General features: G+C 63.7%; 27 protein-coding genes. 7 read left to right on the top strand and 20 right to left on the bottom strand.

Features of this window, described 5'->3' with window-relative positions; translation table 11 throughout:
• Positions 1-17 precede the first annotated feature (17 nt).
• Positions 18-2,081, bottom strand: a complete 2,064-nt coding sequence (locus HBO11_RS18495) for an FUSC family protein (protein ID WP_058201273.1) — start codon at positions 2,079-2,081, stop codon at positions 18-20.
• A 544-nt stretch (positions 2,082-2,625) separates the two neighbouring features.
• Between HBO11_RS18495 and HBO11_RS18500 the strand changes: the two genes are divergently transcribed.
• Entirely contained in the window at positions 2,626-3,324 is a 699-nt protein-coding gene (locus HBO11_RS18500; RefSeq protein WP_058201314.1) for a FadR/GntR family transcriptional regulator, read from the top strand.
• A 211-nt stretch (positions 3,325-3,535) separates the two neighbouring features.
• Here HBO11_RS18500 and HBO11_RS18505 read toward each other — a convergent pair whose 3' ends face one another.
• The gene (locus HBO11_RS18505; protein WP_323540057.1) at positions 3,536-5,794 is read right to left on the bottom strand and encodes a TonB-dependent siderophore receptor; all 2,259 of its coding nucleotides are present in this window, start codon (positions 5,792-5,794) and stop codon (positions 3,536-3,538) included.
• Positions 5,795-5,806: 12 nt separating this feature from the next.
• Complete coding sequence (locus HBO11_RS18510; RefSeq protein WP_058143960.1) at positions 5,807-6,223, bottom strand: hypothetical protein; 417 nt, start codon at positions 6,221-6,223, stop codon at positions 5,807-5,809.
• 182 nt (positions 6,224-6,405) lie between these two features.
• On the opposite strand from HBO11_RS18510, the gene HBO11_RS18515 reads away from it, so the two are divergent.
• The 3 genes from HBO11_RS18515 (at position 6,406) to kdsA (ending at position 8,415) form a co-directional block, all read left to right on the top strand.
• Entirely contained in the window at positions 6,406-7,104 is a 699-nt protein-coding gene (locus tag HBO11_RS18515; RefSeq protein WP_058143961.1) for a DUF305 domain-containing protein, read from the top strand.
• Positions 7,105-7,114: 10 nt separating this feature from the next.
• Positions 7,115-7,372 (top strand): glutaredoxin family protein, encoded by a 258-nt coding sequence (locus HBO11_RS18520; RefSeq protein ID WP_058143962.1) that lies wholly within the window; start codon positions 7,115-7,117, stop codon positions 7,370-7,372.
• 170 nt (positions 7,373-7,542) lie between these two features.
• The gene (kdsA, locus tag HBO11_RS18525) at positions 7,543-8,415 is read left to right on the top strand and encodes a 3-deoxy-8-phosphooctulonate synthase (protein WP_058143963.1); all 873 of its coding nucleotides are present in this window, start codon (positions 7,543-7,545) and stop codon (positions 8,413-8,415) included.
• A 49-nt stretch (positions 8,416-8,464) separates the two neighbouring features.
• Here the strand turns inward: kdsA and mobH are convergent, their stop codons facing one another.
• Positions 8,465-10,336 carry a MobH family relaxase gene (gene mobH, locus HBO11_RS18530; protein WP_058143964.1) on the bottom strand — a complete coding sequence of 624 codons (1,872 nt, stop codon included), beginning with the start codon at positions 10,334-10,336 and terminating at the stop codon, positions 8,465-8,467.
• A gap of 315 nt (positions 10,337-10,651) precedes the next feature.
• On the opposite strand from mobH, the gene HBO11_RS18535 reads away from it, so the two are divergent.
• The 3 genes from HBO11_RS18535 to HBO11_RS18545 all read left to right on the top strand — a co-directional run bounded on the left by HBO11_RS18535 (position 10,652) and on the right by HBO11_RS18545 (position 12,379).
• Entirely contained in the window at positions 10,652-11,278 is a 627-nt protein-coding gene (locus HBO11_RS18535) for a hypothetical protein (protein ID WP_047219624.1), read from the top strand.
• Positions 11,279-11,290: 12 nt separating this feature from the next.
• Positions 11,291-11,923, top strand: a complete 633-nt coding sequence (locus tag HBO11_RS18540; protein ID WP_058130708.1) for an RES family NAD+ phosphorylase — start codon at positions 11,291-11,293, stop codon at positions 11,921-11,923.
• Positions 11,924-12,007: 84 nt separating this feature from the next.
• On the top strand, positions 12,008-12,379 hold the full coding sequence (locus HBO11_RS18545) for a DUF3742 family protein (RefSeq protein WP_058130706.1): 372 nt from the start codon (positions 12,008-12,010) through the stop codon (positions 12,377-12,379).
• A 17-nt stretch (positions 12,380-12,396) separates the two neighbouring features.
• Here the strand turns inward: HBO11_RS18545 and HBO11_RS18550 are convergent, their stop codons facing one another.
• From HBO11_RS18550 to HBO11_RS18625, 16 genes are all read right to left on the bottom strand, one after another.
• Positions 12,397-13,917, bottom strand: coding sequence for a conjugal transfer protein TraG N-terminal domain-containing protein (locus HBO11_RS18550; protein ID WP_047219618.1), 1,521 nt, complete (start codon positions 13,915-13,917; stop codon positions 12,397-12,399).
• 15 nt (positions 13,918-13,932) lie between these two features.
• Complete coding sequence (locus HBO11_RS18555; protein WP_047219619.1) at positions 13,933-14,304, bottom strand: hypothetical protein; 372 nt, start codon at positions 14,302-14,304, stop codon at positions 13,933-13,935.
• A complete protein-coding gene (locus HBO11_RS18560) occupies positions 14,301-15,698 on the bottom strand; it encodes an integrating conjugative element protein (protein WP_039016603.1) in 1,398 nt (465 codons plus the stop codon). The genes HBO11_RS18555 and HBO11_RS18560 overlap by 4 nt, the downstream gene beginning before the upstream one ends.
• Positions 15,699-15,707: 9 nt before the next feature.
• On the bottom strand, positions 15,708-16,655 hold the full coding sequence (locus HBO11_RS18565) for a TIGR03756 family integrating conjugative element protein (RefSeq protein ID WP_017640439.1): 948 nt from the start codon (positions 16,653-16,655) through the stop codon (positions 15,708-15,710).
• Positions 16,652-17,098, bottom strand: a complete 447-nt coding sequence (locus HBO11_RS18570; RefSeq protein ID WP_026083770.1) for a TIGR03757 family integrating conjugative element protein — start codon at positions 17,096-17,098, stop codon at positions 16,652-16,654. Before HBO11_RS18570 ends, HBO11_RS18565 begins: the two co-directional genes overlap by 4 nt.
• A gap of 154 nt (positions 17,099-17,252) precedes the next feature.
• Complete coding sequence (radC, locus tag HBO11_RS18575) at positions 17,253-17,747, bottom strand: DNA repair protein RadC (RefSeq protein ID WP_017640437.1); 495 nt, start codon at positions 17,745-17,747, stop codon at positions 17,253-17,255.
• Between the two features lie 181 nt (positions 17,748-17,928).
• Complete coding sequence (locus tag HBO11_RS18580) at positions 17,929-18,714, bottom strand: thioredoxin domain-containing protein (protein ID WP_017640436.1); 786 nt, start codon at positions 18,712-18,714, stop codon at positions 17,929-17,931.
• A 13-nt stretch (positions 18,715-18,727) separates the two neighbouring features.
• Entirely contained in the window at positions 18,728-21,607 is a 2,880-nt protein-coding gene (locus HBO11_RS18585; protein WP_017640435.1) for a conjugative transfer ATPase, read from the bottom strand.
• Positions 21,607-22,047, bottom strand: a complete 441-nt coding sequence (locus HBO11_RS18590) for a TIGR03751 family conjugal transfer lipoprotein (protein ID WP_017640434.1) — start codon at positions 22,045-22,047, stop codon at positions 21,607-21,609. The genes HBO11_RS18585 and HBO11_RS18590 overlap by 1 nt, the downstream gene beginning before the upstream one ends.
• A complete protein-coding gene (locus HBO11_RS18595; RefSeq protein WP_047219621.1) occupies positions 22,028-23,446 on the bottom strand; it encodes a TIGR03752 family integrating conjugative element protein in 1,419 nt (472 codons plus the stop codon). Before HBO11_RS18595 ends, HBO11_RS18590 begins: the two co-directional genes overlap by 20 nt.
• Entirely contained in the window at positions 23,436-24,365 is a 930-nt protein-coding gene (locus tag HBO11_RS18600) for a TIGR03749 family integrating conjugative element protein (RefSeq protein ID WP_017640432.1), read from the bottom strand. Before HBO11_RS18600 ends, HBO11_RS18595 begins: the two co-directional genes overlap by 11 nt.
• Entirely contained in the window at positions 24,362-25,054 is a 693-nt protein-coding gene (locus tag HBO11_RS18605) for a PFL_4703 family integrating conjugative element protein (protein ID WP_017640431.1), read from the bottom strand. Before HBO11_RS18605 ends, HBO11_RS18600 begins: the two co-directional genes overlap by 4 nt.
• Positions 25,051-25,461 (bottom strand): TIGR03750 family conjugal transfer protein, encoded by a 411-nt coding sequence (locus HBO11_RS18610; RefSeq protein ID WP_004566561.1) that lies wholly within the window; start codon positions 25,459-25,461, stop codon positions 25,051-25,053. Before HBO11_RS18610 ends, HBO11_RS18605 begins: the two co-directional genes overlap by 4 nt.
• A gap of 12 nt (positions 25,462-25,473) precedes the next feature.
• Positions 25,474-25,833, bottom strand: a complete 360-nt coding sequence (locus HBO11_RS18615; RefSeq protein ID WP_017640430.1) for a TIGR03745 family integrating conjugative element membrane protein — start codon at positions 25,831-25,833, stop codon at positions 25,474-25,476.
• 16 nt (positions 25,834-25,849) lie between these two features.
• On the bottom strand, positions 25,850-26,083 hold the full coding sequence (locus HBO11_RS18620; protein WP_003050225.1) for a TIGR03758 family integrating conjugative element protein: 234 nt from the start codon (positions 26,081-26,083) through the stop codon (positions 25,850-25,852).
• Positions 26,080-26,460: an RAQPRD family integrative conjugative element protein gene (locus HBO11_RS18625; RefSeq protein ID WP_017640429.1), complete on the bottom strand. Its 381-nt coding sequence runs from the start codon at positions 26,458-26,460 to the stop codon at positions 26,080-26,082. The genes HBO11_RS18620 and HBO11_RS18625 overlap by 4 nt, the downstream gene beginning before the upstream one ends.
• Between the last annotated feature and the right edge of the window lie 88 nt (positions 26,461-26,548).

Consider the following 26,548-nt stretch of genomic DNA (forward strand, 5'->3'; position numbering starts at 1 on the left):
CGCGACTGAAAATTCACTTAACATTGCGAGTTTCTATCGTTGGTGGCGAACCAGTCGCCGTGAAGTTCGACTAACCCACCCATATCTCGGATGCAGGCGGAAATACGATGGATAGCCCTTCGATTCGTCTGGTGGGTATCTGCAGAAGCGTGGACGACTTCACTGATAACGGCCAGACGCTTGCCCGTCCCTTGCGTGGGATTCCCGGCCTCGTTCAACGCCTCGGACGCTTGTTGTCGCACCGAGGCGGGCACCTCAGTATCCTGCAGCGTTAGGTGCAGCCTCGCCGAGGACCGACCTAAATGCAGCACACCAACACACTTGCTCAGCAGCGTAGAGGCGTAATCTTTATCTCCTTTTAGGTTCGCCACAATCCCGGCCAATCGATGGTGCTGCAGGTGTTCCCACACTAGCCGCGGCCCGCTGTATCCGCTACTGATCAACTGGCGGACATCGTTGCGAATCGCATTGCTTAAGCGGCCGGCATTTCTGCGCGGATCGTGCGGTAGGATCAGTTTTAGGACATAGACGGTTGCGATAACTGCGATCATCCAGCCAAGCGCGTAATTGAAGAACGCTGACATGTCGTAACTCATCAGGTTTTTCTCTCCAATCAGCGTGTTGAAGGCGACCAGGTATCCCATTCCGGCAAACGCATAGTTTGGTTTCGTGATTGCGTAGAAGCCAGCGATCCAGAATGGCAGCATCACAGCGATCATCAACGGAAAGCCCTGCACATGTGGTAGCAGGAAAAATCCGCATAAGAAGGCAGGCGCTATGGCTGCCGCCGTACCTTTGACGAAGGACACTGCGCCTGCAACCGGGTTGCCTGTCATCGCCATGAGAATGCCGTAAGGAGCAAGCAGCAAGATCGCAGTTTGCCAATTGCGCCAGCCCGTCAGCAAACCCAGTTCGCCGACGAGAGTGATGAAGATCAGTGCGCGGATTCCGTTTTTGATCGCGCTATGCCAGTCCCGATGAAAGCGAAAGCTGGCAGTACGGTGCGCACGCGGGCTGTGCAGTTGGACCAACCCGATGAGTGCAGCCTCCCAGTCGCTGATCACTTCTATCAGACGGTCCAGTTTGATGAGTGCGGTGGAACTTCCTCCTTGCGACTCGGTCTCGTCCACCATCCGGTTTAGCCTTCGACGAAGCTGAGCCACTTTTTTAAGGGCCTCTTTAAGTTGGCTTTCTTCGCCACTCTCGACCAGCTCGATGGCTTGGGCTAGCAACTCGACAGTTTGGCCCGCTGCCGCGCGCTGGGTGTGGTCTTCCATATCCAGTCGTATGGAGGACTCCGTCGCTCCTAGGAGTGCGCCAAAGAGTGCGGCCAGGCCATCCCTGACGGCAACGGCACGAACGGCGACCTCCGGTGACTCCGCGCGGCTGACTTCGAGGAGGTCGTCAATGGCAAACAGTGCGGCGATCTGCTCGGGTGTGGCTTGGGAGGCAGGTTCGCCGCCATTACGAGTCCGCGCAAGGATGAGCCGACCCACTTTCCCCAATTGCAAAGCGATGGCCGACTCCAGCTTCTCACGTGTTGCACGGCGTGAGAACAGGGCGCTGACCACGCCAAGACAGACGACACCGACTGCAACAGTCGCTATACGGGCTGCCACACCGTTGAAGGCATGTGCGGGATTTTCCAGTACCTCATAAGCCGCGAACCCAACGGTGTAGCCAAGGACCGCAAAGGTGGTCGAGCGGAAGTGGCGCGATACGGTCGCCGCAGCGCTGCACATGCCCAGCCACAGGCCATAGCCGATCAGAAAGAGTGCCGGCGCCTGAATGGTCAGACCCAGCAGAACGATAGCGGCAATCCCGCCAATGATCGTTCCGGCCAGGCGCGACGCGCCCTTGCCGAGCGTGGCACCTTGACTTGCGCTGGCGACGAGCATGACCGAGTTCGCCGCTGAATAGGCGCGGTCTAGTTGGAGCGAATAGGCCACGGCATAAGCCAGCGCGACCGCAGCCGCGGAGCGGAATACATAGGCCCAACCCGGCGTAAGCACGTTCACAGAAGTCAGCGCCGTGAGCGCATGTTGCGCATAGCTCCGACCTTTCAGAAGCAACATGTTCATTGATATTTAGATCCGTGGGCTCGAGGCTCAGGCAAGCCAATCGTTAGGAGTCGTTGAGCAATATGAATGATTGCAACTATTGCTATTTAAACATACTAACATCCTATGTATAGGAAGGGAAGTGACAGCCTAGGAAGGGGGGCATGGCGAGATCGCCACACGTGTAGCGCTGCGTTTGGGGGCGGCTTTCACAGCCGAGGCATTCGAATGTTTGCGGTCGCCGGAGGCCGTGTGGAAACCCCTTGTCAACTTGAAGATACGTCCGGTAAAGTTTGCGGACGTATTGAACGCAGAGGTCAACATGCCCAGATACATCGAGAGTCAAGACAGGCAGCAGGTCATGCTGCTGCCGGAGTGCCTGGGCGGCTCATGAACGAGTTGGAGTTGCGGCCTTGGAGTTCAGCGGCATACAGCCCCCCTCCAACGCCCCTCTGCGCTGTTGAAGCTCCACCTATGCGGTTAGATGCATCACCAGATGCGAATGCGCTATTATTGGGTGAATCCATGTTGGATGATCCTATCTTTTGAGTATTACCGAATCGCGATGACTGATGGCACCACACTTCCGCACGCGCCGAGGCGCTCCCTGGTCGACACGACGATTGAGCTGATCCGCCGTCAGATCGAGAATGGCGTCTGGCCGGTGGGTGAGAAGATTCCGAAAGAGCAGGAACTGGCTGACATGTTGAACGTAGCTCGCAACACCGTGCGGGAAGCTATTCGCGTGCTGTCGCATGGGCAGGTGCTTGAAGTTCGGCAAGGAGATGGCACCTATGTGCGCACCAATGTCGATCCTGTCGAGGTCATGCGTCGTATTGGCCGTTCGAGCCTGCGCGAGCACCTTGCGCTACGCTGCATGCTCGAAATCGAATCCGCGCGGCTGGCAGCTATCAACCGCTCCAAGGCGGACTTGGCGATGTTGCGCCGTCTCCTGAAGGCGCGCGGGGAGCAAAGCGATCATGAATCGCGCGCCTTGTTCGTGGACGCCGACACGGCCTTTCACTGTGCCATTGCGCGGGTATGCGGCAATAATGCGCTGTCCGAGTTGTACCGCTACTTTTCGAACTCCGTTCGAATGAACACTTTGGCCGTACTGGAGGATGAAGACTTGCCTGAGCCTGGCCTGGATGTCCATGAGGCGATCGTCGATGCGATCGAATGCCAAGACCCAGACGGAGCCGCAGAGGCTGTGCGTAATGTCATGGCACCGCTGGTCACCGCGCTGAATCATCGTTCGGCGTAAGGCGAACTGCCCCCGTTTCACCCCAATACGGAGCCTTGCCGATCCTTCGCCGTCGACACGCCGGGTGCTCAGGTTAGTCGCGCCTTTAAGCAGTTTTGTTCAGAACGATCCGGAAGACCACATCCAGCTTGTCGTGGGGCAGGAAGCAGCATCACGAGACTTCTATCGGGCGATAGGATTCACTGCAGCTTGCACATTTCTCGCTCCATCGTCAGGCTATCTTGTCGCCCGACGATGGATAGCGAGGGATAGATCGTGCAGTCAGAGCTTGTAGCTCAGCGTCAGCATAAAGTTGCGCGGCGCGCCATAGACGACTTGGTTGTAGAACCCGCTCATAAGCGTGTAGCGCCGATCGGTTAGGTTGTTGACGGTCAGCATCAGGTCTATGTTGCGTGTTGCCCGATACTTGGCCATCAGGGATGGCTAGTGCGTAAGATTTCTGTTCCACATTGACGCTGGCACCTTGCGGGTTTGTTGCGCTCTGGTAAGTGCCGCTTTGCCACGTCACCCCCCCGCCAACGGTCAACTTAGACCAATCGCCGGGAAGCCGATAGGTGGTGAATAGACGCGCAGTTGTGCGCGGAAGGTACGCACTTAGCCGCTCGCCCGTAGCGTCAGTGGAATTGAAGTGGGCAACGCCCCCATAGATGTTCCAGTCATCGGCCAGTTCCCCCTGGAGGTCGAATTCGACACCTCTCGACTTTGTCCCATTCACGGTGTGATACGCCCACGTACCATTTGGTAGTGCGTAGTTTTCCGCCTGCGCCAAGTTATCGAGCCGCGTTTCAAACAAGGCGATCGAAGCATTCAGGCGCCCGTCTAAATATTCACCCTTCAACCCGACTTCGGTGTTTTTCCCATTGGTTGGCGGGAGCACCTGGTTGTTGACATTCCGGTAAGACGACTGCGGATTGAAAATTTCCGTGTAACTCGCATAGGCTGAGTAAGTGTCGTTGATGTCGTACACGACACCTGCATATGGGGTGAACTTGGCAGTCTTTTTGTAATGCGTAGATGTGATGCCGTCGAATTCGTCGAGTTTATAGTTGTTGAATCGCCCGCCTAGAATAGCTTTCAGGGAATCCGTTAGGGAAAGGCGCACGGCGCCATAGACGCCGCTTTGTTCGATAGTGGTATGCGTGCTGGTGAAACCGTTCGCTGCGAAATTTGGTTCAGGATACTGGCCGTCATAGCCGAAAATACTCGGCATAGGCGTTAAAGGATAAACAAATCCACTGTTGTATTCATCCTCCGTTCGACGAGACGCCAGAACCCCTAGGACCAGTTCATGCTTGCGGCCAAGTAACTCGAATGGACCACTGACCATTGTATCGAAGCTGTTCTGCCTGGACGGAGTTGAATCAGAGATCGCCAGCGGGATCATCCCCAAGCCAGTGTCTCGGTCTGGATAACCGAGTGGCGAGAGGAGTCGAGCATTGGACTTCGACCGCTGATTGGTAATGGTCGCGTTCAGTTTCCAGCCATTTTCGAATCCGTGTTCGATACCAATGAACGCGTTTTCTAACCGGTTGTCCCAGCGGGCCCAATCAGGCGCCATGGATTTCGAGCGCGACCAATTTGTGTTTGATCCATCGCTAAACCAAAGCGGCACGCCGCCCCAGGTGACGCCTTTGGGCTTGATGTCCTGATAGTCATAGCCCATGCTCAGCACGGTATCGGGAGTGAGATCGACCTCGACTAAACCAAAGAAGGCGTTCTTCTTCTGCTGGTATCGATCTTGATATGAATGCCGATCTTGAGTGACGCCCACGATTCTGGCGCGAACACGGCCATCCTCGGTCATCGGAGTGGAGACATCTAGCATGCTGCGATAGTTGTCCCATGATCCTGCGCTCACCGAGGCATTTGCTTGGAACTCGCGCGTCGGCCTCTTTCTCACCAGGTTGATCGATGCAGACGGGTTGCCTGCGCCCGTGAGCAAGCCCGTGGCGCCGCGCACGATTTCGATGCGGTCATAGAAGGCCGTGTCTAGAAAGCTTGCGCCATTGACGAAGCCGGTCGGGATACCGTCGTATTGGAAGCTATCAATAGAAAAGCCCCTTGCATGGAAAGTCACTTGCTCGCTGCCCAAGGTGCGAGAGCCGACGCCTGTTGACTGTGCTAAGGCATCCTGAATTGTGTTGAGCTGCTGATCCTCCATGTGCTGCCGGGTTATGACAGTTACAGCCTGGGGCGTGTCCCTGATGGCAAGTGGCAGTCGCGTGGCGGCAGACGTGCGTGGTGTGGTGTAGGAATTTGAACCTTCGGTGGTCTCCGAGGAGGTTTCCCCGGTGACCGTTACCGCTGGGAGCGTTACAGCCTCAGGCACCTCGCCCTTTCCCGGGTCACCCAGCCCTTGTGCATCTGCCCCTGGCGCGGCCAGCACCAGCGCGAGACTGAACGGGCCGATGACCTTGCGACCCACGTAATTCGTGCTTGTAGCACGCGATTTATGTTCTGACTTTTTCATGGCGCGGGCCGCTCATACCGAATCGTTCATGCGACCACCGGCGAGAACGTGCCGGCCCAGACTCTCTGCCTCGTCACGGCTGGCGCGCGCGGCTTGCGGCGTGCCAAAGGCCTTTACGAGCATCGGCAGCATTTCCTCCAACTGCGCTCGCTTGGTCGGTTCGGGTTCTACATGTATGAGCGCCAGCAAGATGCCGTCCAGCATCTCCTTGTGGCTTTTCAGCCAAGCACCGCGCATGACGCGATCGTCGTGTGCCTCGTCCGGCCCGCCTGCGACGTAGATGAGGACAAAGGGCTTGCCGCGAGCGAGGAACTCATCCATCTCCGCGCACCAGGGGGCGCCGTAGCCTTCGTAGATGCTGGAGCCTTCGAATCGGACTATAGGGAAGTCGCTGGCGTCGTGAACTTTTGGCTGTTGCTGTTGCGACATGGTCTATTCCTTTCAGTTGATTTACATCCTAACATCCTACCTTATATTGAGATCTATTCGCAATTGGAAAATGGTTACTTGTCCTAGTGTTGCATCCGGGCACATGTGAGTCCGCCATATTGACCTTCCAACCATTGGAAGCAATACAGTGACCACATCATCAAGGTCCAAGGAGAATTTTCATGAATCTAAACAAGCTCAGTCTCATGTTCATTGCTGGCGCCGTGCTGGTTGCTGGAGGTTTGACAGTCGTCCAAAGCGGCCTGGAGTCCTCCGGCAAAATTGAACCGCCGACCAGTGCCAGCGGCGGACATGGGCATGACATACCTTCCAGCATGTCCGCGATCAATAGCCCCTCCACCATTGCCTATCGTGCCGTGACCAATGAGATGCACGCGGGAATGGGAGCGCAGTTCACTGGCAACGCCGACGGCGATTTCATGCGCGGCATGATCCCGCATCACCAGGGCGCGATCGACATGGCCAAGGTGGCGCTGCAGTACGGCAAGGACCCGGAGGTTCGCAAGCTCGCCCAGGACGTCATCACCGCGCAGGAAGACGAGATCGCCATGATGAAAAAGTGGCTGGGCGACAACGGCCAGCAGGCGACGACCGGCAGCTCGGGCGATGCCTCGACGGCCGCCTATCGTGCCGGCAACGACCGCATGCATGCGGACATGATGATCGACTTCAGCGGCGACGCAGATGTGGATTTCATGCGCGGCATGATCCCACACCACCAGGGCGCGATCGACATGGCCAAGGTGGCGCTTCAATACGGCAAAGATCCAGAGGTCAGCAAGCTGGCCCAGGAAGTCATAACCGCGCAGGAAGGCGAGATTGCCATGATGAAGAGCTGGCTAGCCGCTCGGGGCAAGTGAAGGTGCGACTATGCCCCAGGCCAACACCCCGTACATCCTCATCTACAGCACTCCGACGTGCCCGGACTGCCGGGCGCTGAAGGCGTGGCTGTCCCAGCAGGGCATCGCGTTTGAAGAGCGCGACCTGACCGACCCGAAGATTTCCGCGGAGGCTAAGTCACGAACCGGCGTGCGTGTGGCCCCGATCACGATCGTCGGCGACGACGTGTTCTATGGCACCTTCGCGAGCCAGAAGCCGAGGCTGATGAAGGCGCTCGGTCTTCAGTGAACCGCTGAAGGAAGACCGTGGTCACAGGCGGAGTCGCCGGTGCGGACCCCAGACCCTGTAAGCGCTGTTGCGGACGCGTCTGCACGCAAAGTCCAAGACCGTGGGGCATTCTTCGCCGACGACGCTCGGAGCTTTCACCTGCGGTCGTTGACATCACGAGAGGAAGTTTTATGCGATCGATATCATCAGCCACCTCCCTGCACGTCGCCATTTCGGAGGGCATCACAGTCGCCAACGACCTGCCGTTCGTGCTGTTCGGCGGCATCAACGTCATCGAGGATCTCGATACGACCCTGGCTGCGGCCGAGCACTTCGTGGAGGTGACGCGCAAGCTGGAAATACCCTTCGTTTTCAAGGCGTCATTCGACAAGGCCAATCGCTCGTCGATCCATTCTTTCCGAGGTGTCGGCCTGGACGAAGGGTTGCGGGTCCTCGATGCGGTCAAGTCGCGGTTCGGATGCCCAGTCTTGACCGACGTGCATGAGGTTGAGCAGGCCGTGCAGGTCGCAGCCATTGCCGATGTACTGCAAGTTCCGGCCTTCCTGGCCCGGCAGACCGATCTGGTGGTCGCCATTGCTCGCACCGGTCGGGTAGTGAATGTCAAGAAGCCGCAGTTCCTGAGCCCGGGCCAGATCAGGCATGTCGTCCACAAACTGCACGAGGCTGGCAACCCGCGCGTCCTGTTGTGCGAGCGTGGCACGCAGTTCGGCTACGACAATCTCGTCGTGGACATGCTGGGCTTCCGCGAAATGAGCCTTGCCAGCGGTGGCCTGCCACTGGTGTTCGACGTCACCCATAGCCTGCAGCGGCGAGAAGCGGATGCGTTGGCTTCGGGTGGGCGTCGCCAACAGTTGCCCGAACTCGCGCGGGCCGGCATGGCGGTCGGCATCGGCGGTTTGTTCCTCGAAGCACACGCCGACCCGGCGCATGCACGCTGTGACGGACCCAGCGCTCTGCCACTGGACGCGCTCGAACCGCTGCTGCGGCAGGTCAAGGTGGTGGACCAACTCGTCAAGTCGTTCGAGCCTCTTCGGATCGACTGAAGCCTGCCACCCGCTCAAACAGAACGTGTGGCACTTCCCCCTTAGTCGGCTATTTGAGCGACAGATAAGGATTGTTCGGTGGAACGGCATCGAATATGTGCGATGGATCTTCGAGCAAATATCCATGCACCTGGCGCGTTTTGCGAGGCCCCATGACCTCGCACGTCCTGATGTTCAGACCCGATGGCTGTTTCCTGTGGAGTCCGAGTTTTTCAAAGCGCTTCTGCACCCACTGCCAGTTCTGCAGGGCCGCGTCCTTTGCAAGCGGCCCAATGTTTGGATGCTCTTGTGCGTAGCGCTGGAAAATACCAGGGCTGATCAGGTAAACCGTGTCGGACACGGTATGTACCAGGGCCTTGGCGTCATTGATGATGAGCTTGCGGGTCTGGACGGCCTGTTTCAGCCAGGCCATGAAATGCTCGCCCGATGGCCGCCCGGTAAATGAGGCGGAATCGTGCGCGGCAGGCGCGGCGGTCGGCGCCGAAGGACCAGGGGCCGATGCGGGATGGTCGAGCGGCGCCGCTGCATCGTCGGCACCCTCTGGCGGGGCTTCGACGGACTGCTCCGGCTCAGGCGTTGCCTCGAACATCGCCAGCATGCTTTCCAGCGGGTCGGCCGGATTGCGCTGCGGGCTGGGAGGTATGGCGCGACTCCCGCCCGACTGATCTGGATGGCTGCTTGCTGCAGGCTCCTTCTCTGTTGCCGCCGCTGTTCCGGGTCGCAGTGCAGCGTCGTGCGCGGACGGGCGCGGCCCGTCCTCGGCCTCGCCGGCGTTGTCCACGGTCACGGTTCCCGCAAATGGGCTGGGTCGCTCCGAGGGCTCCCAGATCAGCGCCGGGGCCAGGCGCAGGAGCGTGAAGGCATGGGACCAGCCACTCTCACTGGTAATAGTTGCGCGCCAGATGGCCTTGCCGGAGGCGGTGGGCTGCAACATGGCATGATCCTGTAGCACGTTGAACACGGCCGTGTTGTTCGCGGGGATGCCATCGACCCCCTGGGACAGCAGGTGCGCGCGCAGCTTGTCCGAGACTGTCTTGCTCACCAGCCACAGCGCGTCCTCGGTGAGCCAGCCATCGGAGGCTTCGGGCTGGTTCAGTTTCAGCTCTTCCTTGAGCAGGTAGCGCAGCCCGTTGACCAGCTTGCGTTGGAGCGAGTGCTTGGGCGCGGCCATGGCACGCGCGGGATCGCCGCCCAATTCCTGAGCGACGGAGGCGCGGTCAGCCTGCACGACCAGCTCGCCCAGTACCCCGGCGTGCTCGTACTGCCCGGCCAGAACGTAGAGTAGCGGCGCCCACAGGGAAGGATAGCCACTGAGCCAGTCCAGCAGATCGCGGTCGAGCAGTTGCCGGTAGAGCAAGCCTGTCGCGGCGCTATGGAGCCGGTACTCGCGGTCGTCGCGGTAGCGGAAGCGGTACGGTTGGCGCAGCGGGCCGTGCCATGGGTGCCAGGTGCTCCCGTCGGCCAGCTCGACGTGCAGATCGACGGCAACCTTGCCGATGTCATGAAGCAGTGCGGCATAGGCGACGGCCGCAGTCCAGGCTTCGGCCTGCGCCGCTTGGTCTTCGGGGCTGGCCCCGATGGGCAGCAAATGGGACTGCCGCAGCTTCAGGCTGTAGGCGACGATTTCGAGGCCGTGATCGAGCATACCGCCCGGGTAGGCGTGGTGGTGCGCTTCGGAGGCCGGGAAGACCTGGACCAGCTCGGCGTATCGCTCCAGTGGCGCGCGGTACAGGGTGGCGAACTGCCGGCGCGAGAGCGAGGTGCGCTGCCAGATGTGTTCCAGCAGCTTCTGCCGGCGCGGGGTGGCCAGCAGCGATGCGGCCGACTCCGGCCGCATCAACCCTTTCGGGAGGTCGATGGCGGGGGCTGGAGACGTCGCGGCAGCGACCGGAGGCCGTTTCCGCTGGAACAGGGAGAGCATGTCGATGTCCTGATAGCGGGCCGGGCGGGAGGCCTTTTTGCCTTTTCGGGATAGGGCCTTTCCCCTTGCATCCCATTCCCTTGCCGTTTCGACCCTTTGGCCTTTCACCGTTTCGGTATAGCTGGGCCTGAGTTGCGGCTCCAGCGTCAATGCGGAACCCGCACGAATGGATTGGACGGCGAATTGGCGCTGGCCCCGGCCTATGCTGCCGGGACGCTACACCGCCAGGTGGGCTCCCACTCAGGCGATCAAGTTGACAAAGGCGACAAAGGCGACTAGAGTGAGTCTTGTCTCAAACCTACCTGGGAGTTGACCATGCCCACTGCGATCGAATTCATTGCCGACCGGCTGCCGCGCGTCACGGTGGAGGATGTGCGACGCTTCGCCGATACCGTCGAAATCCGGGATGCCCCGGCTTTCGCGGCCGAGTTGCAGGCGTTCATCCACGAGCGCGTGGAGGCTGTGACGCTGCCCGCTAACCTGGAAGGTGAAACGGTGGCGCAGGCCTTGCAGCGCAAGGCGGCCGCGTTGCGCTCCGACACGCGCTGGGCACCGACTGAAACCGACGTCCAGAGAGGCCGCGCCGTGCTGCTGGAAGCCTTCAATCAGCCGGACAACCTGCCGCCTGCCGAGTTCGCCAAGCTGGCGGACAAGTCGCGCCAGCAAATCTACAAGGACATCCTCGCCCGTCGGCTACTGGCGCTGAACGTGGGGCCGCGCGGCCAGAAGCTGCCCGACTGGCAGCTCGACCCGGTGAAGCAGCAGTTGACCCAAACCGTGCTCCAGGAGGTCGAGGGCATCGACCACTGGACGATCTACAGCGCGCTGTCCGAGCCGCTCGAAGGCTTGGGCGGTCGCTCGCCGGTGGATGCGGTGACGCATGGCACGATCGATGACGTGGCCGAGGCCGTGTTCAACGTGCTGGGCGTCCAGGTGCATTGAAGCGAGATCGCCATGAGCCACGAGCTGCCTTCGTTCCTGATCGATGACGGTGAACTGCTCCAGCATGTGAGCCGCGTCGTCTATCGGGGCAGCCCGCTGTACTATGGCCGCAGCAGCACGAATCGCTACGATGACCCGGCGGGGGCCTACGGCGTGCTCTACCTGGGGCGCGACCTGCCCACGGCGCTGATGGAGTCGGTGTTTCACAAGCACCAGTGGCTTGCGGACACGCAACGCTCGATCGCGCTGAAAGAAGTCCAAGCCCGGATGGTGCGCGCAGTAGGCGTGATGGACGACGTGCTTCTGGCCGATATCACGACGCCGGGCGTCATGGCGGGCTACTTCGGCCTGAACCTAGAGCAGTTGGCCAGCCGCGACTACACGCACACGCAGCAGGTGTCCGCCCAGGTGCATGCGATGCTCGCAGATGACGGCCAGGCGCTGTTCGACGGGGTGCTCTATCCGTCGCGCAACAACTATCCCGCTAAGAGCATCGCCCTGTTCGAGCGTGCGGGAGCGAAGGTTGGCGTCATCGAGGACATCGACCTGGTGGACCACGTGGACTGGCCGCATTTTGTTGCCACCTACCGCATCGGCGTTGAACCTGACCCCGGCCCGGTGGGGCCGGATGACGAAGCGTCCTGAAGCAGCAAGAAAACACATTGAAGCCGCAAACCGAATGAAGTGGAGCAAACTGGAATAGGCATTCCTTAACAGCAGGATACGACCATGAACACGACGACCCGCACCAGCACCGCAGAACGCCTCGGCCGCGCCTTTGGCCGCGGATGGCGCGCCTATGCGCGCGGCGAACGGCGGGCGTCGAATTGGCTGGTATTCAGGGGTGTGCCGCGAGCTGGTGCTACCGCACTTGTGTGGGTCTTCAAGCTGGCTGTGCTCGGGGTGCTGCTCTACGTTGCTTTCTGGTTCGCACTCGTGCTGCTGGGCGTGGTGGTGGCAGGATGGGCTATGAATCAGCACCATCCCGATGAAGAAGGGTTTGAACTGCAGTACCCAACCATTGAGGAACTGCGGGCCACGCCTGGCTACGATCCCAACCTGTACAACGATACCTCCCACGAGATGTACCAAGACGACTGACGCCGAAGGTCATTCGATCATTTGAGCTTGCCGCCTGAGACAGCACCTGCTCCTTTGCCGCCAGCGCTTCCTGCATCCTTTGTGGCAGTGGCGAAGGTGTTGGCGATTGCACCGGCACGTACACCGACCCAGGTGAGTGCGCCAATCCAGAACGTAGGCAGGACGATGAACATGGTGCCCATGACGAACATCAGAAGCATGTCGCCAAAGGCATTGTTCAATCCCACCAGCGGGTCGAAGTTGGTGTGCGGCCGATTCCACCCGAAGCCCCAGCCGTAAAGCGCATCGAGGATGGTGCTGTCGATCCAGCGGGCGAGCTGGAACCAGAAGTCCACGAAGAACAGCGCGAACTGCACGACGCTGACGGTGACGACCGTTTTCAGGTCATAGGTGCCGATGACCAGCACGAGCGGGATGCAGATGACCAGCGCCATCTTGAGCAAGGCGAGGACCATGGGCAGAGCCTGTCTCACGACGTCCATGGCAGGAAACGCGGCAATCGCGCCGACTGCCATGCCGACGTCGCCCGTGGCGCGCGTCACGATGTTCGGCAGGGTCTTGTCGATCTGGCCGCCGTAGTCCGTATAGACGCTGCCCTGGTTCAACTTCTGCTGCCGCGGGGAGGCGATGGCGCGGATCACCGAGTCGTCCACCTCGGCCCGGCTCAGGAACCCGGCCCAGCCCGCCAGGCGATTCAGCAGGCTCGGGTCCACCTGTCCCAGCAGGCGTGCCCGCAGGCCGTTGCTGCCATCGGCCCACCACTGCCTACAGTTCGGATAGCCGCCGCCGCTGGCCACCTGCGCAAGCCCGGCATCGCGGTTGCTGTCGTAGGGCCAGTCGTCGCGCGGCGTGCTGGAACGGTACGTGTCGTAGTAGCCGTTGGTGTCGGTGAAGAACCTCGATCCGATCCAGGTCACGTCGTGCATCTGCTGCTCATCGAGCTGAGGGCGCTGCATGAACAGTTTGGCCCGCGCAGGCCCATAGCAATCCCGCGAGAAGTCCGCCACTTCCTGGGCCAGCACCGGGTCGTCAATGCGGGTCGCGTCGATCTCCATGCGCATTTGCCGCAGGTCCGTACCACATGGGATCGCCGCCACCGAGGCGCTCGTGACAGCGCGCGAGAGCGCGTGCATGAAGGCCCACCAGACCGGCACCTTCGCGGACTGGTTGTTGATGGTGCTGAAGGACTGTGACCAGCCGGTATCCGTGGGCTGTGGCACGCTGACCTGGCACTGGGCCGAGCGCGAGCTGTCGTACTGGATGGTGTTGAGGTCCACGTCGATGAACGGAATGCCCGCGAACATCACCACCACGATGGCGACGAAGACCCGGTTCTCGATGCGGACGGCCGAGAGCAAGCCCTTGTTGCCTTCGTCGGCACCTTCCGCACGGGCCTTCAGCCACTCCTGCACGATGATGGCGACGAAAGGCAGCGCGAATACCCCGCTGGACACCAGCACCGCCCAGATGCCGTTGTTGACGATCCAGGACACGAGGGTGAGGTAGTACTCCAGATAGTCGGTCGTGAAGAGCGTCATGGTCCCGATCTCCCCTCAAGCGGCCTCCATCAACAGGCTGGTTTCCAGCGCGACGATGGCGACGACGCTGGCGACCTCGGTGCGGATCAGCCGGCGCCGCGCCTGCCCATCTGTCCCGCTTTGGTCTTCGCGGGCGAGCACCCGGCGGCGCATCCAGAACCATCCATAGGCCGTTGCCGCGTACACGCACAGCCGCCAGATGAAGAAATACCCTGCGGAGGCCGTCAGCCACCGTTCCCAGCCTGCAACGCTGCCGACTAGGTAGATGCCCGCGACGTTCGCCCCCACGGCGGCGGCAACGATCAGCACCAGCCACAGCAGCGTCTTCGCCGCGCGCCGGCTGAACAACCAGCGCAGCGGCCGCCAGGCCATGCGCGCCGGGCTCATGGCCGACTCCCCGGGTTGCCCTTCTGGAGCTGGTCGAGACGGTCCGGCACAGGATCGCCCTCGTAGATGCCGCGCGAGCCGGCCGCACGTGCGCCGTGGCGCTGGATGATCGCCATGGGTGAGTTGTTCGCCAGCTCGCGCCGCAGCTCCAGTTCGGTCTTGAGGTTGCGAATCTCACGGTCGAGCGTGTCGCTCTCGTGGTTCACCGCCTCAACGGCAAGCTCGTTGGCCGCGACGTTGGGCTCCTTCTTGCCCGTGAGCAGCGTGCGCTGCAGCAGCAGCGCTTTCTCCAGCACGGACGCCAGCGCGACTTCGGACGCCAAGCGCTGCGACAGCAGGTGCTGGTCGGGCTCGTCGCGCAGCGCCTCGATCACGCCGCGCGTGATCGGCAGCGACGCGCTGCCAGCTTCGCGCAGGTTCTCCGGCGTCGTGTTCTTGGCCTTGGTCACCAGGTCCTGGAGCGCCTGCAGCTTGGCGTCGTACTCCTCCTGGATCAGCGGCGTGAGCCCGACGCCCGGCGTCGTCTCGGTCTTGGTGCAGGCATCGCACGTGCGCTGCTCCTTCTCGCCGAGCACGCGCGTGGCCCACTCGACGGCGGCCTGCGGAGAGGCCCAGGTCTGGCACGAGAGGCTGCTGCAACTGGCCGGCGCGATGGATGAGGTGTCGGTCACGCCGCGGCCGTTGACCAGGTTGTAGCCGGCGCGGGTGACATCGCCGACGACCTTGATCGCGGGCTGGCCGGAGCCGCCCGCGTTGCTGCCCCCGACCCACGGCACGCCGTCATTGCCGCGGCGCGTCTCGGCTTGCTCGATGGCCGAGACCGCATCCGTGCTCGACACGGCATCGCGCAGCGCCAGCCCTTCGGCCATCTGGCTCCAGCCGAGCTGGCCGCCCGCCATTTCGGCCATCTTCTCGGCCATGGCACGGCACGTCAGCTTGCTGCGGTCGAAATCGAGTCGCGCCTGCAGCACGCCATTGGTGAGCAGGTTGTACAAACCGGGATCGGCCCGCTGGATGATCAGCGCGGGCAACGATGCCACCGCACTGGTGGCACTCTGGATCACCGACGACATGATTTGCTGGAAGCCGTTGGTGATGCCGTTAAGTTGGTTCTTCAACGTGGTCTGGATGCTCATGTCGCCGCAGATCAAGTTGCTGTTCCAACCCACGCCGACACCGAGAGAGCGCATGCCGGCCGCACGGCCCATCGACACGGCGTTGCCGCCACCGATCGAGTACATGACGTCATCGCCGATGACACTGCCGCTGGTCTGGTAGCCCAGTTGACCCCAGGCCACGCCGCTGCCCAGCGCGAGGGCGCCGGCCAGCGCCAGGACGATCTCCGTGCGACGTGCCCGGCGGGAGAACGGATTGAATGCAGGACGGAACTTCATGGCACCACCTCAGAGAAAATCGACGCTGCCCAGGAACACTTGGCCCCGGCGTTCGCAGCAGGCATACGGCCGCCACAGCGCCCATGCGTAGTCGCCTTGCTGCGCCTGGGTAAGAAAGCCGCTGCGCGGGAAGACCGTGCAGGACGACGACAGGACGGGCGTGAGTTCTTGCCACTTTCCGGTCGAGGCATCGCCCTCCATCAGCGCGCCTGCCGGCCAGTAGCCGTCGCGGGAGTTGGCAAGCAACGGCTGATAGACGTGGATCTGCCCCCGGCGCGTGACCACATCGCCTGCACGCTGGGCCACCACTGCGCCGGCCTTGAAGTCGTCGGTCTGGTGCAGGAAGCCGCCACGGGGATACACGTTGCCCCACAGGTTCATCGTGGTGCGTGCGCCGACCTCACGCCGGCCCGGAATCAGCGCTTCCGGGTAGGCCATCTCGGGCACGTTGTAGCGCCAGGCCAGCGTGTCCAAGGTGCTGAGCAAGTACGGCATGAACGCCGTGCCCGCGCCCTCGCAGAAGTAACCCGACGACGAGACGAACTGGTTGAACACCTCGACGCCGGGGTGGCCGATAACGTCCGAGTTTTTGAACTTGGCGAGGTTGTTTTCGTGATCCTCGTTCGTGGTTCCATCGCCGCCCGCTTGGGCGGACGGGTTGGGCGTGCTCATTGCCCGGACCTCGACCCAGGGGTTTTCGCCGGTATTCGAGTACGACGACACCACCGCATCGGGGATGTAGTGGCGCACCTTGATGGACGTGCGCACCGTGCAGCCGGTCCAGGTGCAATAGAGCCAGTAGCAGATGCCAACGACGCGGTATTCGAGGCAGTCGGGTGACGCTACCGAGCCGACGATGGTGGCAGTGTTGAGGGCGTAGCTGCCCGTGGCGCTGAGCAGCAGCAACGAAGCCACGCCAGCATGCAGACGGCGCATCAGGTCGAATGGTCGGGTCACGGCTGGGTCCTCCGGTGCTGCTCGATGCGCGCGACAGCGCGAGCCACATCCGACTCGCCATAGACCACATAGCGCCTGTCCACCACCACGGCCGGGAGGCTGGTGATGCCGAGACTCCATGCGTCGGTAACGCTTTGGTATGCGGAAGCGATGCGTCGCTGCAGATCGGCACCGCCGCCATTCAGCCGGCGCTTGACGATGGCCGTCGCCTGTTCGGGGTCGGTGGGCAGTCCCGCGGAAAGCTCCGCTTCAATCCTGTGGGCTTCGTTCAGTTCGATCAGCCGCTCGCCGCCCATGGTCTTGACCGGGTGGCGGCTGTCGGTGACGACCACCACGTCGGCGGCGAAGGTGGCCGGGCTGAAAACGGCCAGGGCTGCCGGCAGCGCCACGGCCAGGCCGAGGGTTCGCCAGCCCGGCGCGAACCTGGAAAGAGATGCTGGCATGTCGCGTGCCCTTGAAGTTGATCAGAGCAGTAGTCAAACGCGAAGCCGACGCGGCCCCAACAAACAATGCGCATCGCGCACTGCCCGCATACCTGCTTGTCTCGCGCCCATGAAAAAGCGGAGGCCGAAGCCTCCGCGTGGATCAAGGAGCGGGCTACAGCAGACCGGATTCCGCGAACGAGTATGGAGCGCCTTGGCCGACGATGATGTGGTCCAACACTCGCACATCGATGAGCGCCAACGCAGCCTTCAGTCGGTCGGTCAAAGCGCGATCCGAGCTCGACGGCTCAGTGCATCCCGAGGGATGCTGGTGCGAAAAAATCACCGCGCCGGCATTCAGCTCCAATGCACGCTGCACGACAGCGCGCGGATAAACTGCAGTCGAATCGAGCGTGCCCTTGAACATCGGCTCATAGGCCAACACCCGGTGCTGGCTGTTCATGAACACGATGGCGAACACTTCGTTCGGTTCTGCGACGAGTTTCAGACGCAGATAGTCCTTCACGGCCTGTGGCTGGCCAAGAAGCGGCCCGGCCTTGAAAACACGTTGTTCCAGCAGCGCGATGGCCTGCCGGATGATCCAATCATCAGATTGGGACGCTGGGGCAAAACGTGGCTCCACGCAGGAGTCATTTACGACGAGAGACATGGCGGACCTCCAGAATGTGAACGGAGGACGCCACCCCAGGAGGGCAAGCCCTCCTGGGGATGGAAACAGCGGAACAAGGTGCATCCACCACCGCGCAGCGGTGATTGTTCGCAGCCAGGATGCGAAGCGAACGGGTAGCGGTCAGTGCGGCAAGCCGCGCCGTAGCCTCCAAGACCGAGGGCTACCTGGGCATGTCGCCGACAACGTCGGCAGGCATTTCGGATGTGGGGATGGTGGGTGCGGCCGCCGTGTCGCTGGCCGAGTTCCCGGTCGCCAGCATGTCAATGGCCGACAGCAAGGCATCGCCCTCGATCGGCCCCTGCAGCAGGATGGTCTGACCCGTCTGGCGATCGAGCAGCCGCAGCGACGGCGTGGCGGTCACACCGCTCTTGGTGGCTTCAGCGGCCTGGGCGCGAATAAGCACATCTGGCCGCTCGCTCGCCAGGCACCGCTCGACGGCCGGCGTCGATGCGGGGTAGCGCAGGCCATCGGGCAAGCCCTGGCCGTCGCTGCGCGTGTGGGCATAGACCCATTCGATCGCCTGCCAGAACGCCGCATGCCCGCCACCTTCGGCGGCGCACTCGGCCAGACGCGCCTCGGCCGACGCGGCGGGCTCGTGTGCGGCCAGCGGCTGGTGGTGCCATTGCAGGGCCACGTCGGTGTTGTTGCCGACCCAGCGCTTGAGCTGCGGGAAATACTCCCGGCAGAACGGACATTCCAGGTCGGCATAGAGCGTCAGCGTGAAGCGGCCCTCTGGGTTGCCCATCTGCCAGGGTGACCCCGGCGTCTGCGTCATGCTGACCGGCGAGGGCGACGGCGCTGAGGATTCATCGGGCGACCGGGGGACGAGCCAGATCAACAGCAATGCGACCAATGCAGCGGCCAAGGCCCAGGGCCAGCGGGGACGCCCGTTGCGACGGCGGAACACCTGGACCTGCATCGGAATGGAAGGACGTTTCGGTTCCATGGCGTTCTCCGGCTTAGTAGGGCAGTTCCAGGGCTGGCGAATCGATGCCGCGTGCCTGGTCGATCTTCTCGGCCACCTTGAAGGCCGCCTCCAGTTCGGAGCAGCCGTATTGCTGCATGAGCTGGTAGCGCTCGGCCTTCTCTTCGGGTTCGGTCTGCGCGAGCGCGAGGTACAGGCTCGGCGGCACGGCACGGAACAGCACTTCCATGCTCTTGGAGAGGATGACGCCCTCGGTGAATTTCCCCGCCTCTTTGCGCGCCGACAACATTAGCGCCTTCTGTGCTGGGCTGAGTTCGCGGAACCGCGCGATCTTCTCCACCTCATCCGGGGGCATCGACAAGCAGATCCACCACTCGATCATGTTGAGCATGGGCTCAGCTGCGCGCGGCAGATCGTCGATGTTCTGCGTGGCCAACCAGAACCATGCGCCCAGCTTGCGCCACATCTTCGTGATCTTGACCACGTAGGGCGCGAGCAGTGGGTTCTTCGTGATGATGTGTCCTTCGTCGGTGACGTTGATGATCGGGCGTCCAAGGTATTGGTCGCGCTCGGCGATGTTGTTCACCGTGCTGATCAGGCTGATGTAAGCGATGGAGAGCTGCGCGTTGTAGCCCTCGCGGGCGTATGTCGCGAGGTCAACCAAGGTGATGTCGGCTTCGGGCCACGGCGTGCCGTCGCGGTCGAACATTTCGCCGTCCGTGCCTTGACAGAACATGTCCATCGCATCCGCCATCTCCAGCAGCCGCACGCGGCGCATTTCGGGCAGCGTCGGGTCCTGGCCGCGGGCGCGCAACGCGTTGCGCACGTCGCGCGTAAGCACCGTGCGTTTGTCGGCCACGCAGTGCTCGGCGGCGTCGAGGATGCACTGACGGATCAGCGAGCGGTCAGCCCGTGTCATCCGGGCTTCCTCCTTGTCCTCTCCGCCCGTGATCATCAGCCGCGCCGTGATCTCCAGTTCGCCGAGCACGTCGCGCTGCTCGTCCGCCTCCATGGCCGAGGCATCTGGTGGCGGGTCTTCATCCAGCGCGTCGGCGTCGAGCGTCTGCACGTCGCTGGGCGTCTCGATCAGCCGACGCGCGTCTGCGAATGGCGCGAGGCTGATGCCCGAACCTGGGGCCAGCTTGACCCGGTTTACCGTCAGCCCGAGCCTGCGTGCGAAGTCGCTGAACAGGCCGAAGCTGTTGCCAGCCTCCACGATGAACAGCCGCGGTCGGTAGATGGCCGTGACCTGATTCAAGAGGTTGTTGAGCGTGGCGCTCTTGCCGGAGCCGGTGGGGCCGAACAGGAACAGATGGGCGTTCATCTGCCGATCCAGGCGGCTGAGCGGGTCGAAGGTGATCGGCCCGCCACCGCGGTTGAACATCGTGATGCCCGGGTGCCCCGTACCTTGAGCGCGGCCCCACACCGGCGACAGGTTCGCCGCGTGCTGAGCGAACATCAGTTGGGTGTACCACTTGCGCCGATCCTGGCCGGGGTTGTAGCAGCATGGCAGCCACCGCAAGTAGCTGTTGAGCGGCGCCACCTCGTCGTCCTCGCGCACCGGCTGCAAGCCAGCATTGAGCATCACGTTCGCCAGGTCCAGGCCGCGCCGGTCCAGTTCCGCTTCGTCGCGTCCGCGCAGGTAGAATGCCAGCGTCCCCCGGTAGAGCTTGTGCGCGCTGCCGATGAGGGAGCGGGCTTCCTGCACGTCCTTCAACGTCTGCTCCGACGCCAGCGTCTCGCCCACGGCCTTCTTCGCCAGGTGGTTGAGATCCGCTTCCAGGACATCCTGCGGCGTGGCGACCATCGTGAGACACAGCAAGGTGTCTTCCGGCATCTGGTCGAACAGCGTGTTGATGGCATCCCCTTTGCGGGTCTCGCCGGTCAGGTGTCCGGTGCCGGGCGGCATGCGCAGCCGGTCGGTGATCAGCACGCGGTGCGGCATGCCGTCGAAATACCAGGTGCCGTGCTCCACGTCGGAGCGTGGCTGGCCGAAGAACAGCCGCTGACTGAAATCCCGCCCGCTCGCCAGCTCGATTTCGCCGGCCTCGCTTTCTTCGGTGCTGTCGGGGTAGCGCGCCAGTGCATAGAAGCGCTCCTGATCCTCGGCTCCAGGCCCGAGCATCGCGGGGCGCGGATTGAACCACCGCAGCAGCCAGTCGTGGACGTCGGCTGCGACCATGCGCCGTGCCTGGATGCCGGCGTTCGCCAGGCCGCCGCACAGGCGGTCGCAGACGATGTTCAGCATCTGCTCGGGCGTCTGGCCGCGGCGGCTTGCCTGCCCGGTGGCACGGCGATAGATCACCATGCGCACCCGCCGCGTCTGGCCGCGCCAGCGCAGCCGCGTGACCACCGTGTCCTCGAACAGGCCGCCCGGCTTGGCGACCGCGCGCAGATGGTGGCCGAAGAAGCGCAGGTAGAACTCGGTGAACGCAGTATCGCGGGCGCGCGGCTGCACATAGTCGCGCAGGGTCTGCATGTACTGGTCGAAGCTGGGCTCGTCCTGGGCGTAGAGCTGGAGCACCCAGGGGTTCTCGTCCAGCTCATCGAACGAGTCCTGGAGCGCGTTCTCCAAGGCATCGCGGGCATGCGCGAGCCAGCCGGGCTCCCGCCCCTCGGTGCCCAGCGGCACCAGCTCGTAGAAGGCAGCGACCGACTGCCCATCCTCCAGCAGCATGGACTTCGACTGCGGCAAGAACTCCACCCAAGGCAGCAGTTCCGCGAACGACGGCGCGACGTCGTACAGCGCCTGCTCGTCGGCTACCGTCGCCGGCCTGCGGCCCTGGACCGCTGCGCCGGGTTCAGGGACGCCGGCCTGGCGCAAGGCCTCGACGTGGCGCTGCCAGCCGTCCGGCTTCTCTTCGTCGCCGGTGCCGGATGCGGCCAGCTTCGGCCAGGGAAGTTTCCAGCGCATCAATAGTCCTCCAGCCGTTCACCGGGCATGGCGTACTGCACGCGCTGGTACAGCGGGAAGACCGTCGTGTAGCCCGGAACCGGCACGGGGTCCGTGCCCGCTAGGTGCGGGTACACATACATGACGAGATCGGGGTTGGGCAGGCGCTGGAACTGGCGATAAACCTCGTTGCGCGCCAAGCGCGTGTAGCGCATCTGCTCGACGGGCGCAGCCTGCACATCGGCGTCGGTCAGCGGCCGGCGCAGGCTCTGGCGCGCGTCGAGCAACTGCCGGCGCGCGACCTGGCCGGTGCCACTGCCGCCGCCACCCGTTTCCTGCTGCCAGATGTCCATCATGGTGCGGTCGCTATGGGTCAGCAGTTCTTCCTTGCTGGTGGCGCAACCGCCGAGCACGGCGACGGCCGCGGCCAGCGCGAGGCCCTTAATCGAGTTCGAGCGCATGGCTTTCTCCTGCACGGTGATCGACGCGCCGGCCTTCGGGGTCGTGATCGATGGCCAGCGGCTTTTCGAGGTGGACGGCAACCTTGGCACCAGGCTGGACATAGACGGAGGCGAAGGCCTGGCCGTAGAGCTTGTTGACCCAGGCCGACATGTCCCGGACGCCGCCCGCGAGGATCTGGCCGACTGCTTCCTTGCCGCTGATGCCCACGGTGCCGATGGCGCCGTCCGAGCCGACGTAGGACATGCGGCCGCTGTCGCTCTCGATGAGCGAGGCCACGCCGGCACCGGCCGCCGTGATCAGGGCCTGCGAGCCGAGGTACTGCTGGGCGTTGCTGCGCCGTTCGCCACTGACGCAGGGGATGCCGTGCGGATCGCTGATCCAGCCCAGGCCGTCGCGCTGCTGGTTGTTCTGCTGGTTGCCTTCGCGGTCTTCGGGGATGGTGCGGATCGTGCCGTCGTTGAAGACGAAGGTGATGCTGCGTACCTGGCCGCGCACGCACGAGAGCGTCCAGTCACCCGATGCGGTTCCGCTGAACACGGCGCCGGCCACGTCGGGAATATCAATCCCGTTGGCCGTGAGGTTGTCCGGGCCGACCAGCACCTTGAAGGGGTACGGATCGTTCACCGTCCCGTCGATCGGCACACGACCGATCAGCGCGGTCATCGCGACCGACCCCATCAGCGTTGAGTTGGTTGGCACGGTATAGACCGGCTTGGCGCTCTTGACGCCTGCCGCACGTGCGCCGGCGTTCGCCACGGTTTCCGCGGTCGTTTCCAGCGTGCTTTGCGCCGGGCCGAAGCTCGTCGGGAAGCTCATGCCGCTGCCCGTGCCACGACTGCCGTTGCGTCCCTCGGCCTTCTTCGCGTCGTCCGGTTCGACCCAGCGCATGCCGCCTTCCATGTCGGCCTCGTCGCCATCGCGCAGCCCCAGGCCCACGGGCAGATCGGCATGGCCGCCGCCGCGCCCGCCGATGCTGTCCAGACGCCGCTGCAGGTCGGCGAGCAGCCCTTCGGTCTGCTGGCGCGCGCTGGCCGCCTGTTCCTGGTCGCGGCGCAGGTTGGAGCGCTCGGATTCGAGGGCCGAATTGATGCGCTGATCGATGGAGTTCTCGCGCTGGCGCAGCCGCTGGTTTTCCTCGCGCTGCGACTTGTTGTCGGTCAGCGCGGTCTGAAGCTCGGTGCGCAACTGCTTTACCTGGGCGACGAGCGTTGCCACTGTATCGCGGGGGGTATCGCCTTCGATGCCCAACGCCTTCATTTCCTCGGGTGTGAGCTTGGCGCCGGCATCCGGGGCGAGCGGCGCCGACGAGCTTCCACCCGAAAACAACCGGATGGCGACGAACAGCACTAGCAAGGCGACCGGGATCATCAGCCACTTGAGCAAGCCGTTACTGCGCATGGCGGGCCTCCTTGCCGTCGCCGGCTTCAGCTTCCGGTTGCGGCAGATGCACGGCCGGGTCGAAGCGGTGGATCGCCGGCAGCAGCGACTGCGCCAGGCCGTGCCCTCGCGTCACCAGGTACAGGACGGTCGTGTCCTCGGGCGTTCCGCGCGGGCCGAGCGCCTCGTGCTGGAAGGTGGCGGTGAGGAAGTCGCCTTGCAGCACGCGCGGGTCGAGCGTGATCCTGCCCGCGCCGGTGTTGGTCAAGCGCACGGCAGTGACCCACTGGTCTTCCAGACGCCACGACGCGAGCGCGACCGCGCGCACCGGCAGCGTCGGCATCAGCGTGCCGAGGTCGAGGTCACGGCGCAGGTTGACCCGCATGACACCCGGCAGCGGCTCCACGGTGCGCAGCGGCGCATAGAGGTTCTGCGCAGCGAAGCGCGTCAGGACGACCGGCACGGGGGTTTCGCGCCGCGCCGCTTGAGCGCCTGTCTGATCCTGGGCGCGTGCCGGGGCCTCATCGGCACCGCCTGCCTGATCGCCGTAGCGCGCCGGGGTGCTGCTGCCCTCGACGATGCGCACCGGCTCCAGCTCGGCCTCGCCGTCCTTGGGCGGCTCGGCCGCGATGTCGAGCAGGATCAGCGCGCCCGTGTCGGCGTCCTGCAGTTGCAGCCGCGTGGGCTCGATCGGTTCGCTGGCGCGCAGGTACACCGCGCCGCCCGCGCTCTGCACGCGCAGGCGTTCGCCCGCGCCCGCAGGCACGCCCACGCGGACGTTCCGGTCGATGAACACGATGCGCTCTTGGCCCACCCTCAGCGGCACCGCGAGCGGCATGCGTTCCCAGCGCAGAATTTCGACCGCCTGGACAGCGGCGGGCATGGTGGCCGAGGCAGCCACGGCTAACAGCCCAAGCAGCGTGAATACAGGATGCTTCATGGGGTGTTTCCTCCTTGGGGCGCTTGCGGAGACAGGCCGCCAGGCGCCGGGCGCGACGGCTCCGGGGCGCTGATGCGCTGGGGGGCACCGTCGTAGCAGTCAAGCGCCAGACCGAACGGGTTGCGGGCGGGATCAACGTCCACCCGCGTGACCTTCACCGGGTAGCGCACCAAGGCCCGCTTGACCTGCTCGGCGCCGTAGTACTCGTCGGCGGTGATGTCCAGCCTCACCACCCAGTCGCGGTCGGAGACCACGCGCACGCGCGCCGTGGGGTCGTCGCCGTAGCCGCGGCCGGGGATTTCGTAGATACCGCGCACGCGCTGGCGCAGCTCGCCCGTGCTGCGGCGATAGTCGTAGTCCGCCCGCAGGAAGGCCTGGCAGGACGGGGTGAGGTACGGCGAGAGCGTGTGGAGGTTGCGCGCGTAGTCCTCTTCGCCGTTCGTCGGCCAGCGGTTGAGGGTCTGGAACACGTAGAACGTGAACGCATAGACCGATTCGGGCGGAACTTCCCACCACTTGCGGGTACTGCCGGAGCGCAGGTCGGGCGGGACGTGGATGGTTAGGTCGCGCGGCGCGCTCCACCAGCCGCCGCCCATGACCAGAGCGACGATGACCAGCGCGCCGGCACCCAGGCGGAGCGTCTTGATGTGCGCCTGCAGATGGGTGATCTCGTTCTTGAAGCGGCTCATCGTGCCCCCCTTGCAACAGACCTTCGGGTGGTCCAGAAGCCGGAGCGTGAGATCAGCACATGGCCGCCCACCCAGCCCGCCGCCAGCGGGTGGCGCGTGGCGATGCGCCATTGCAGTTGCCGGTACAGCCAGGTGTCGGGGCGCCCGCGCTTGAGGCGACGCAGGATGCCGCCCCCGATGAAGACGCCGAAGGCCACGCCCAGCACGACGAACGTGGGCGCGAGCGCGATCGTGCGGAACACCCAGGACAGCGGCGCACCGACCAGCAGGCCGGCGGCGCCGGACAGGCCGCAGCAGATCCACAGCTCGTCGGCGGTGAGGCCGCGCACAACAACGGGATGGCGGTTGAGCCGGTGCGGAAGGAACGTGACCGTCCCGTCCGCACGGACGTGCTGCTGCTCGGACATACCAGCCTCGCCTTACAGGATGCCGGTGGCTTCGGTGAGCAGCCAGATGCCGATCACGAGCAGCACGGCGCCGATGGCGACCGTGAGGCCGAACTGGCCCCACGTCTTGCGGCCGGTGTGGATCTCCGCGTAGGTGCCGTAGGCGTGGTAGCAGACGCCGATAAACATCGACGCCACGACCAGCAGGGCCACGAGCATGATGATGTCGTAGCCGTAGTTGCGGATCGTTTCCATGATGCCGTTGCCGGTGCCGCGGGTCGGGTTCTCCAGTTGCGGCAGCCCCTGCGCGAACGACAGCGCGGGCAGCGCGGCGGCGCCCAGGGCCACGGCGGCACGCTGGGAAAAACGGGACGTGAGGATGCGGTTTTGCATGGTCAGGCCTTTCAGGTCAGGAGAGGAGGAAGAAACTCAGGACGAGGTACATCGCGACAAAGCGGATGCAGACGCCGAGGAACTGGCGCTGGTTGAGGCGGCTCTCTGACCACCCCACGTAGGCCGTTCGGATGGCCCAGACGCCCCAGACGAGCAGGACCGCGAACACGACGCCGACCAGGACGGTCGCCATCGCCGAAGGCGCGATGCCGCTGTTGGCTTGAAATGCCGAGACCTGGGCGCCGTTCATGGCTTGGCCTCCGCGGTCGTCGGCGATGGAGCGACGGTCCGCTCGGTGCGGTAGTCGCCAGCCAGTTCAGCGGGGTCGCGCGGCTGGGCACGCGACGGTGTGAGGTGGGCCTGGATGCCGGCGCGCACGCGCGCCAAGTCAGCCAGCAGCCGCGGGTAATCGAAGTGGTAGCGCTCGCCCGGCTGGATGGGGGCATGCGCGGCGCTGTTGGTGACGGTGCGCTCCAGCGCGTCGAGTTGACGCAGCGCGGCGACCAGCTCCTGGCGCTGCGCGGGGGGCTCGGCCAATGTCATCGGGGACTGGCCCAGCAGGAGGGCCGTCACGAAAAAAGTGGGCACGCCGCGATGCGCGGCGCGCTGCCAGATCGGAGCCAACATCGCGCCATTCCTGTGTGATCAGCAATGGGTTGATCGTGGGCAACGAGGGGCTTTTAGGCCGCAAACAATAGGAACCTGCGGATGACCG

Origin of the sequence: Pseudomonas sp. WS 5010 (genome assembly GCF_012985565.1) — a bacterium.
Taxonomy (GTDB): Bacteria; Pseudomonadota; Gammaproteobacteria; order Pseudomonadales; family Pseudomonadaceae; genus Aquipseudomonas.

Bases quoted from the DNA above. Each gene is read 5' to 3' on its own strand.
- HBO11_RS18495 (WP_058201273.1), bottom strand. From the start codon at position 2,081: ATGAACATGTTGCTTCTGAAAGGTCGGAGCTATGCGCAACATGCGCTC.
- HBO11_RS18500 (WP_058201314.1), top strand. From the start codon at position 2,626: ATGACTGATGGCACCACACTTCCGCACGCGCCGAGGCGCTCCCTGGTC.
- HBO11_RS18505 (WP_323540057.1), bottom strand. From the start codon at position 5,794: ATGAAAAAGTCAGAACATAAATCGCGTGCTACAAGCACGAATTACGTG.
- HBO11_RS18510 (WP_058143960.1), bottom strand. From the start codon at position 6,223: ATGTCGCAACAGCAACAGCCAAAAGTTCACGACGCCAGCGACTTCCCT.
- HBO11_RS18515 (WP_058143961.1), top strand. From the start codon at position 6,406: ATGAATCTAAACAAGCTCAGTCTCATGTTCATTGCTGGCGCCGTGCTG.
- HBO11_RS18520 (WP_058143962.1), top strand. From the start codon at position 7,115: ATGCCCCAGGCCAACACCCCGTACATCCTCATCTACAGCACTCCGACG.
- kdsA (WP_058143963.1), top strand. From the start codon at position 7,543: ATGCGATCGATATCATCAGCCACCTCCCTGCACGTCGCCATTTCGGAG.
- mobH (WP_058143964.1), bottom strand. From the start codon at position 10,336: ATGCTCTCCCTGTTCCAGCGGAAACGGCCTCCGGTCGCTGCCGCGACG.
- HBO11_RS18535 (WP_047219624.1), top strand. From the start codon at position 10,652: ATGCCCACTGCGATCGAATTCATTGCCGACCGGCTGCCGCGCGTCACG.
- HBO11_RS18540 (WP_058130708.1), top strand. From the start codon at position 11,291: ATGAGCCACGAGCTGCCTTCGTTCCTGATCGATGACGGTGAACTGCTC.
- HBO11_RS18545 (WP_058130706.1), top strand. From the start codon at position 12,008: ATGAACACGACGACCCGCACCAGCACCGCAGAACGCCTCGGCCGCGCC.
- HBO11_RS18550 (WP_047219618.1), bottom strand. From the start codon at position 13,917: ATGACGCTCTTCACGACCGACTATCTGGAGTACTACCTCACCCTCGTG.
- HBO11_RS18555 (WP_047219619.1), bottom strand. From the start codon at position 14,304: ATGAGCCCGGCGCGCATGGCCTGGCGGCCGCTGCGCTGGTTGTTCAGC.
- HBO11_RS18560 (WP_039016603.1), bottom strand. From the start codon at position 15,698: ATGAAGTTCCGTCCTGCATTCAATCCGTTCTCCCGCCGGGCACGTCGC.
- HBO11_RS18570 (WP_026083770.1), bottom strand. From the start codon at position 17,098: ATGCCAGCATCTCTTTCCAGGTTCGCGCCGGGCTGGCGAACCCTCGGC.
- radC (WP_017640437.1), bottom strand. From the start codon at position 17,747: ATGTCTCTCGTCGTAAATGACTCCTGCGTGGAGCCACGTTTTGCCCCA.
- HBO11_RS18580 (WP_017640436.1), bottom strand. From the start codon at position 18,714: ATGGAACCGAAACGTCCTTCCATTCCGATGCAGGTCCAGGTGTTCCGC.
- HBO11_RS18585 (WP_017640435.1), bottom strand. From the start codon at position 21,607: ATGCGCTGGAAACTTCCCTGGCCGAAGCTGGCCGCATCCGGCACCGGC.
- HBO11_RS18590 (WP_017640434.1), bottom strand. From the start codon at position 22,047: ATGCGCTCGAACTCGATTAAGGGCCTCGCGCTGGCCGCGGCCGTCGCC.
- HBO11_RS18595 (WP_047219621.1), bottom strand. From the start codon at position 23,446: ATGCGCAGTAACGGCTTGCTCAAGTGGCTGATGATCCCGGTCGCCTTG.
- HBO11_RS18600 (WP_017640432.1), bottom strand. From the start codon at position 24,365: ATGAAGCATCCTGTATTCACGCTGCTTGGGCTGTTAGCCGTGGCTGCC.
- HBO11_RS18605 (WP_017640431.1), bottom strand. From the start codon at position 25,054: ATGAGCCGCTTCAAGAACGAGATCACCCATCTGCAGGCGCACATCAAG.
- HBO11_RS18610 (WP_004566561.1), bottom strand. From the start codon at position 25,461: ATGTCCGAGCAGCAGCACGTCCGTGCGGACGGGACGGTCACGTTCCTT.
- HBO11_RS18615 (WP_017640430.1), bottom strand. From the start codon at position 25,833: ATGCAAAACCGCATCCTCACGTCCCGTTTTTCCCAGCGTGCCGCCGTG.
- HBO11_RS18620 (WP_003050225.1), bottom strand. From the start codon at position 26,083: ATGAACGGCGCCCAGGTCTCGGCATTTCAAGCCAACAGCGGCATCGCG.
- HBO11_RS18625 (WP_017640429.1), bottom strand. From the start codon at position 26,460: ATGTTGGCTCCGATCTGGCAGCGCGCCGCGCATCGCGGCGTGCCCACT.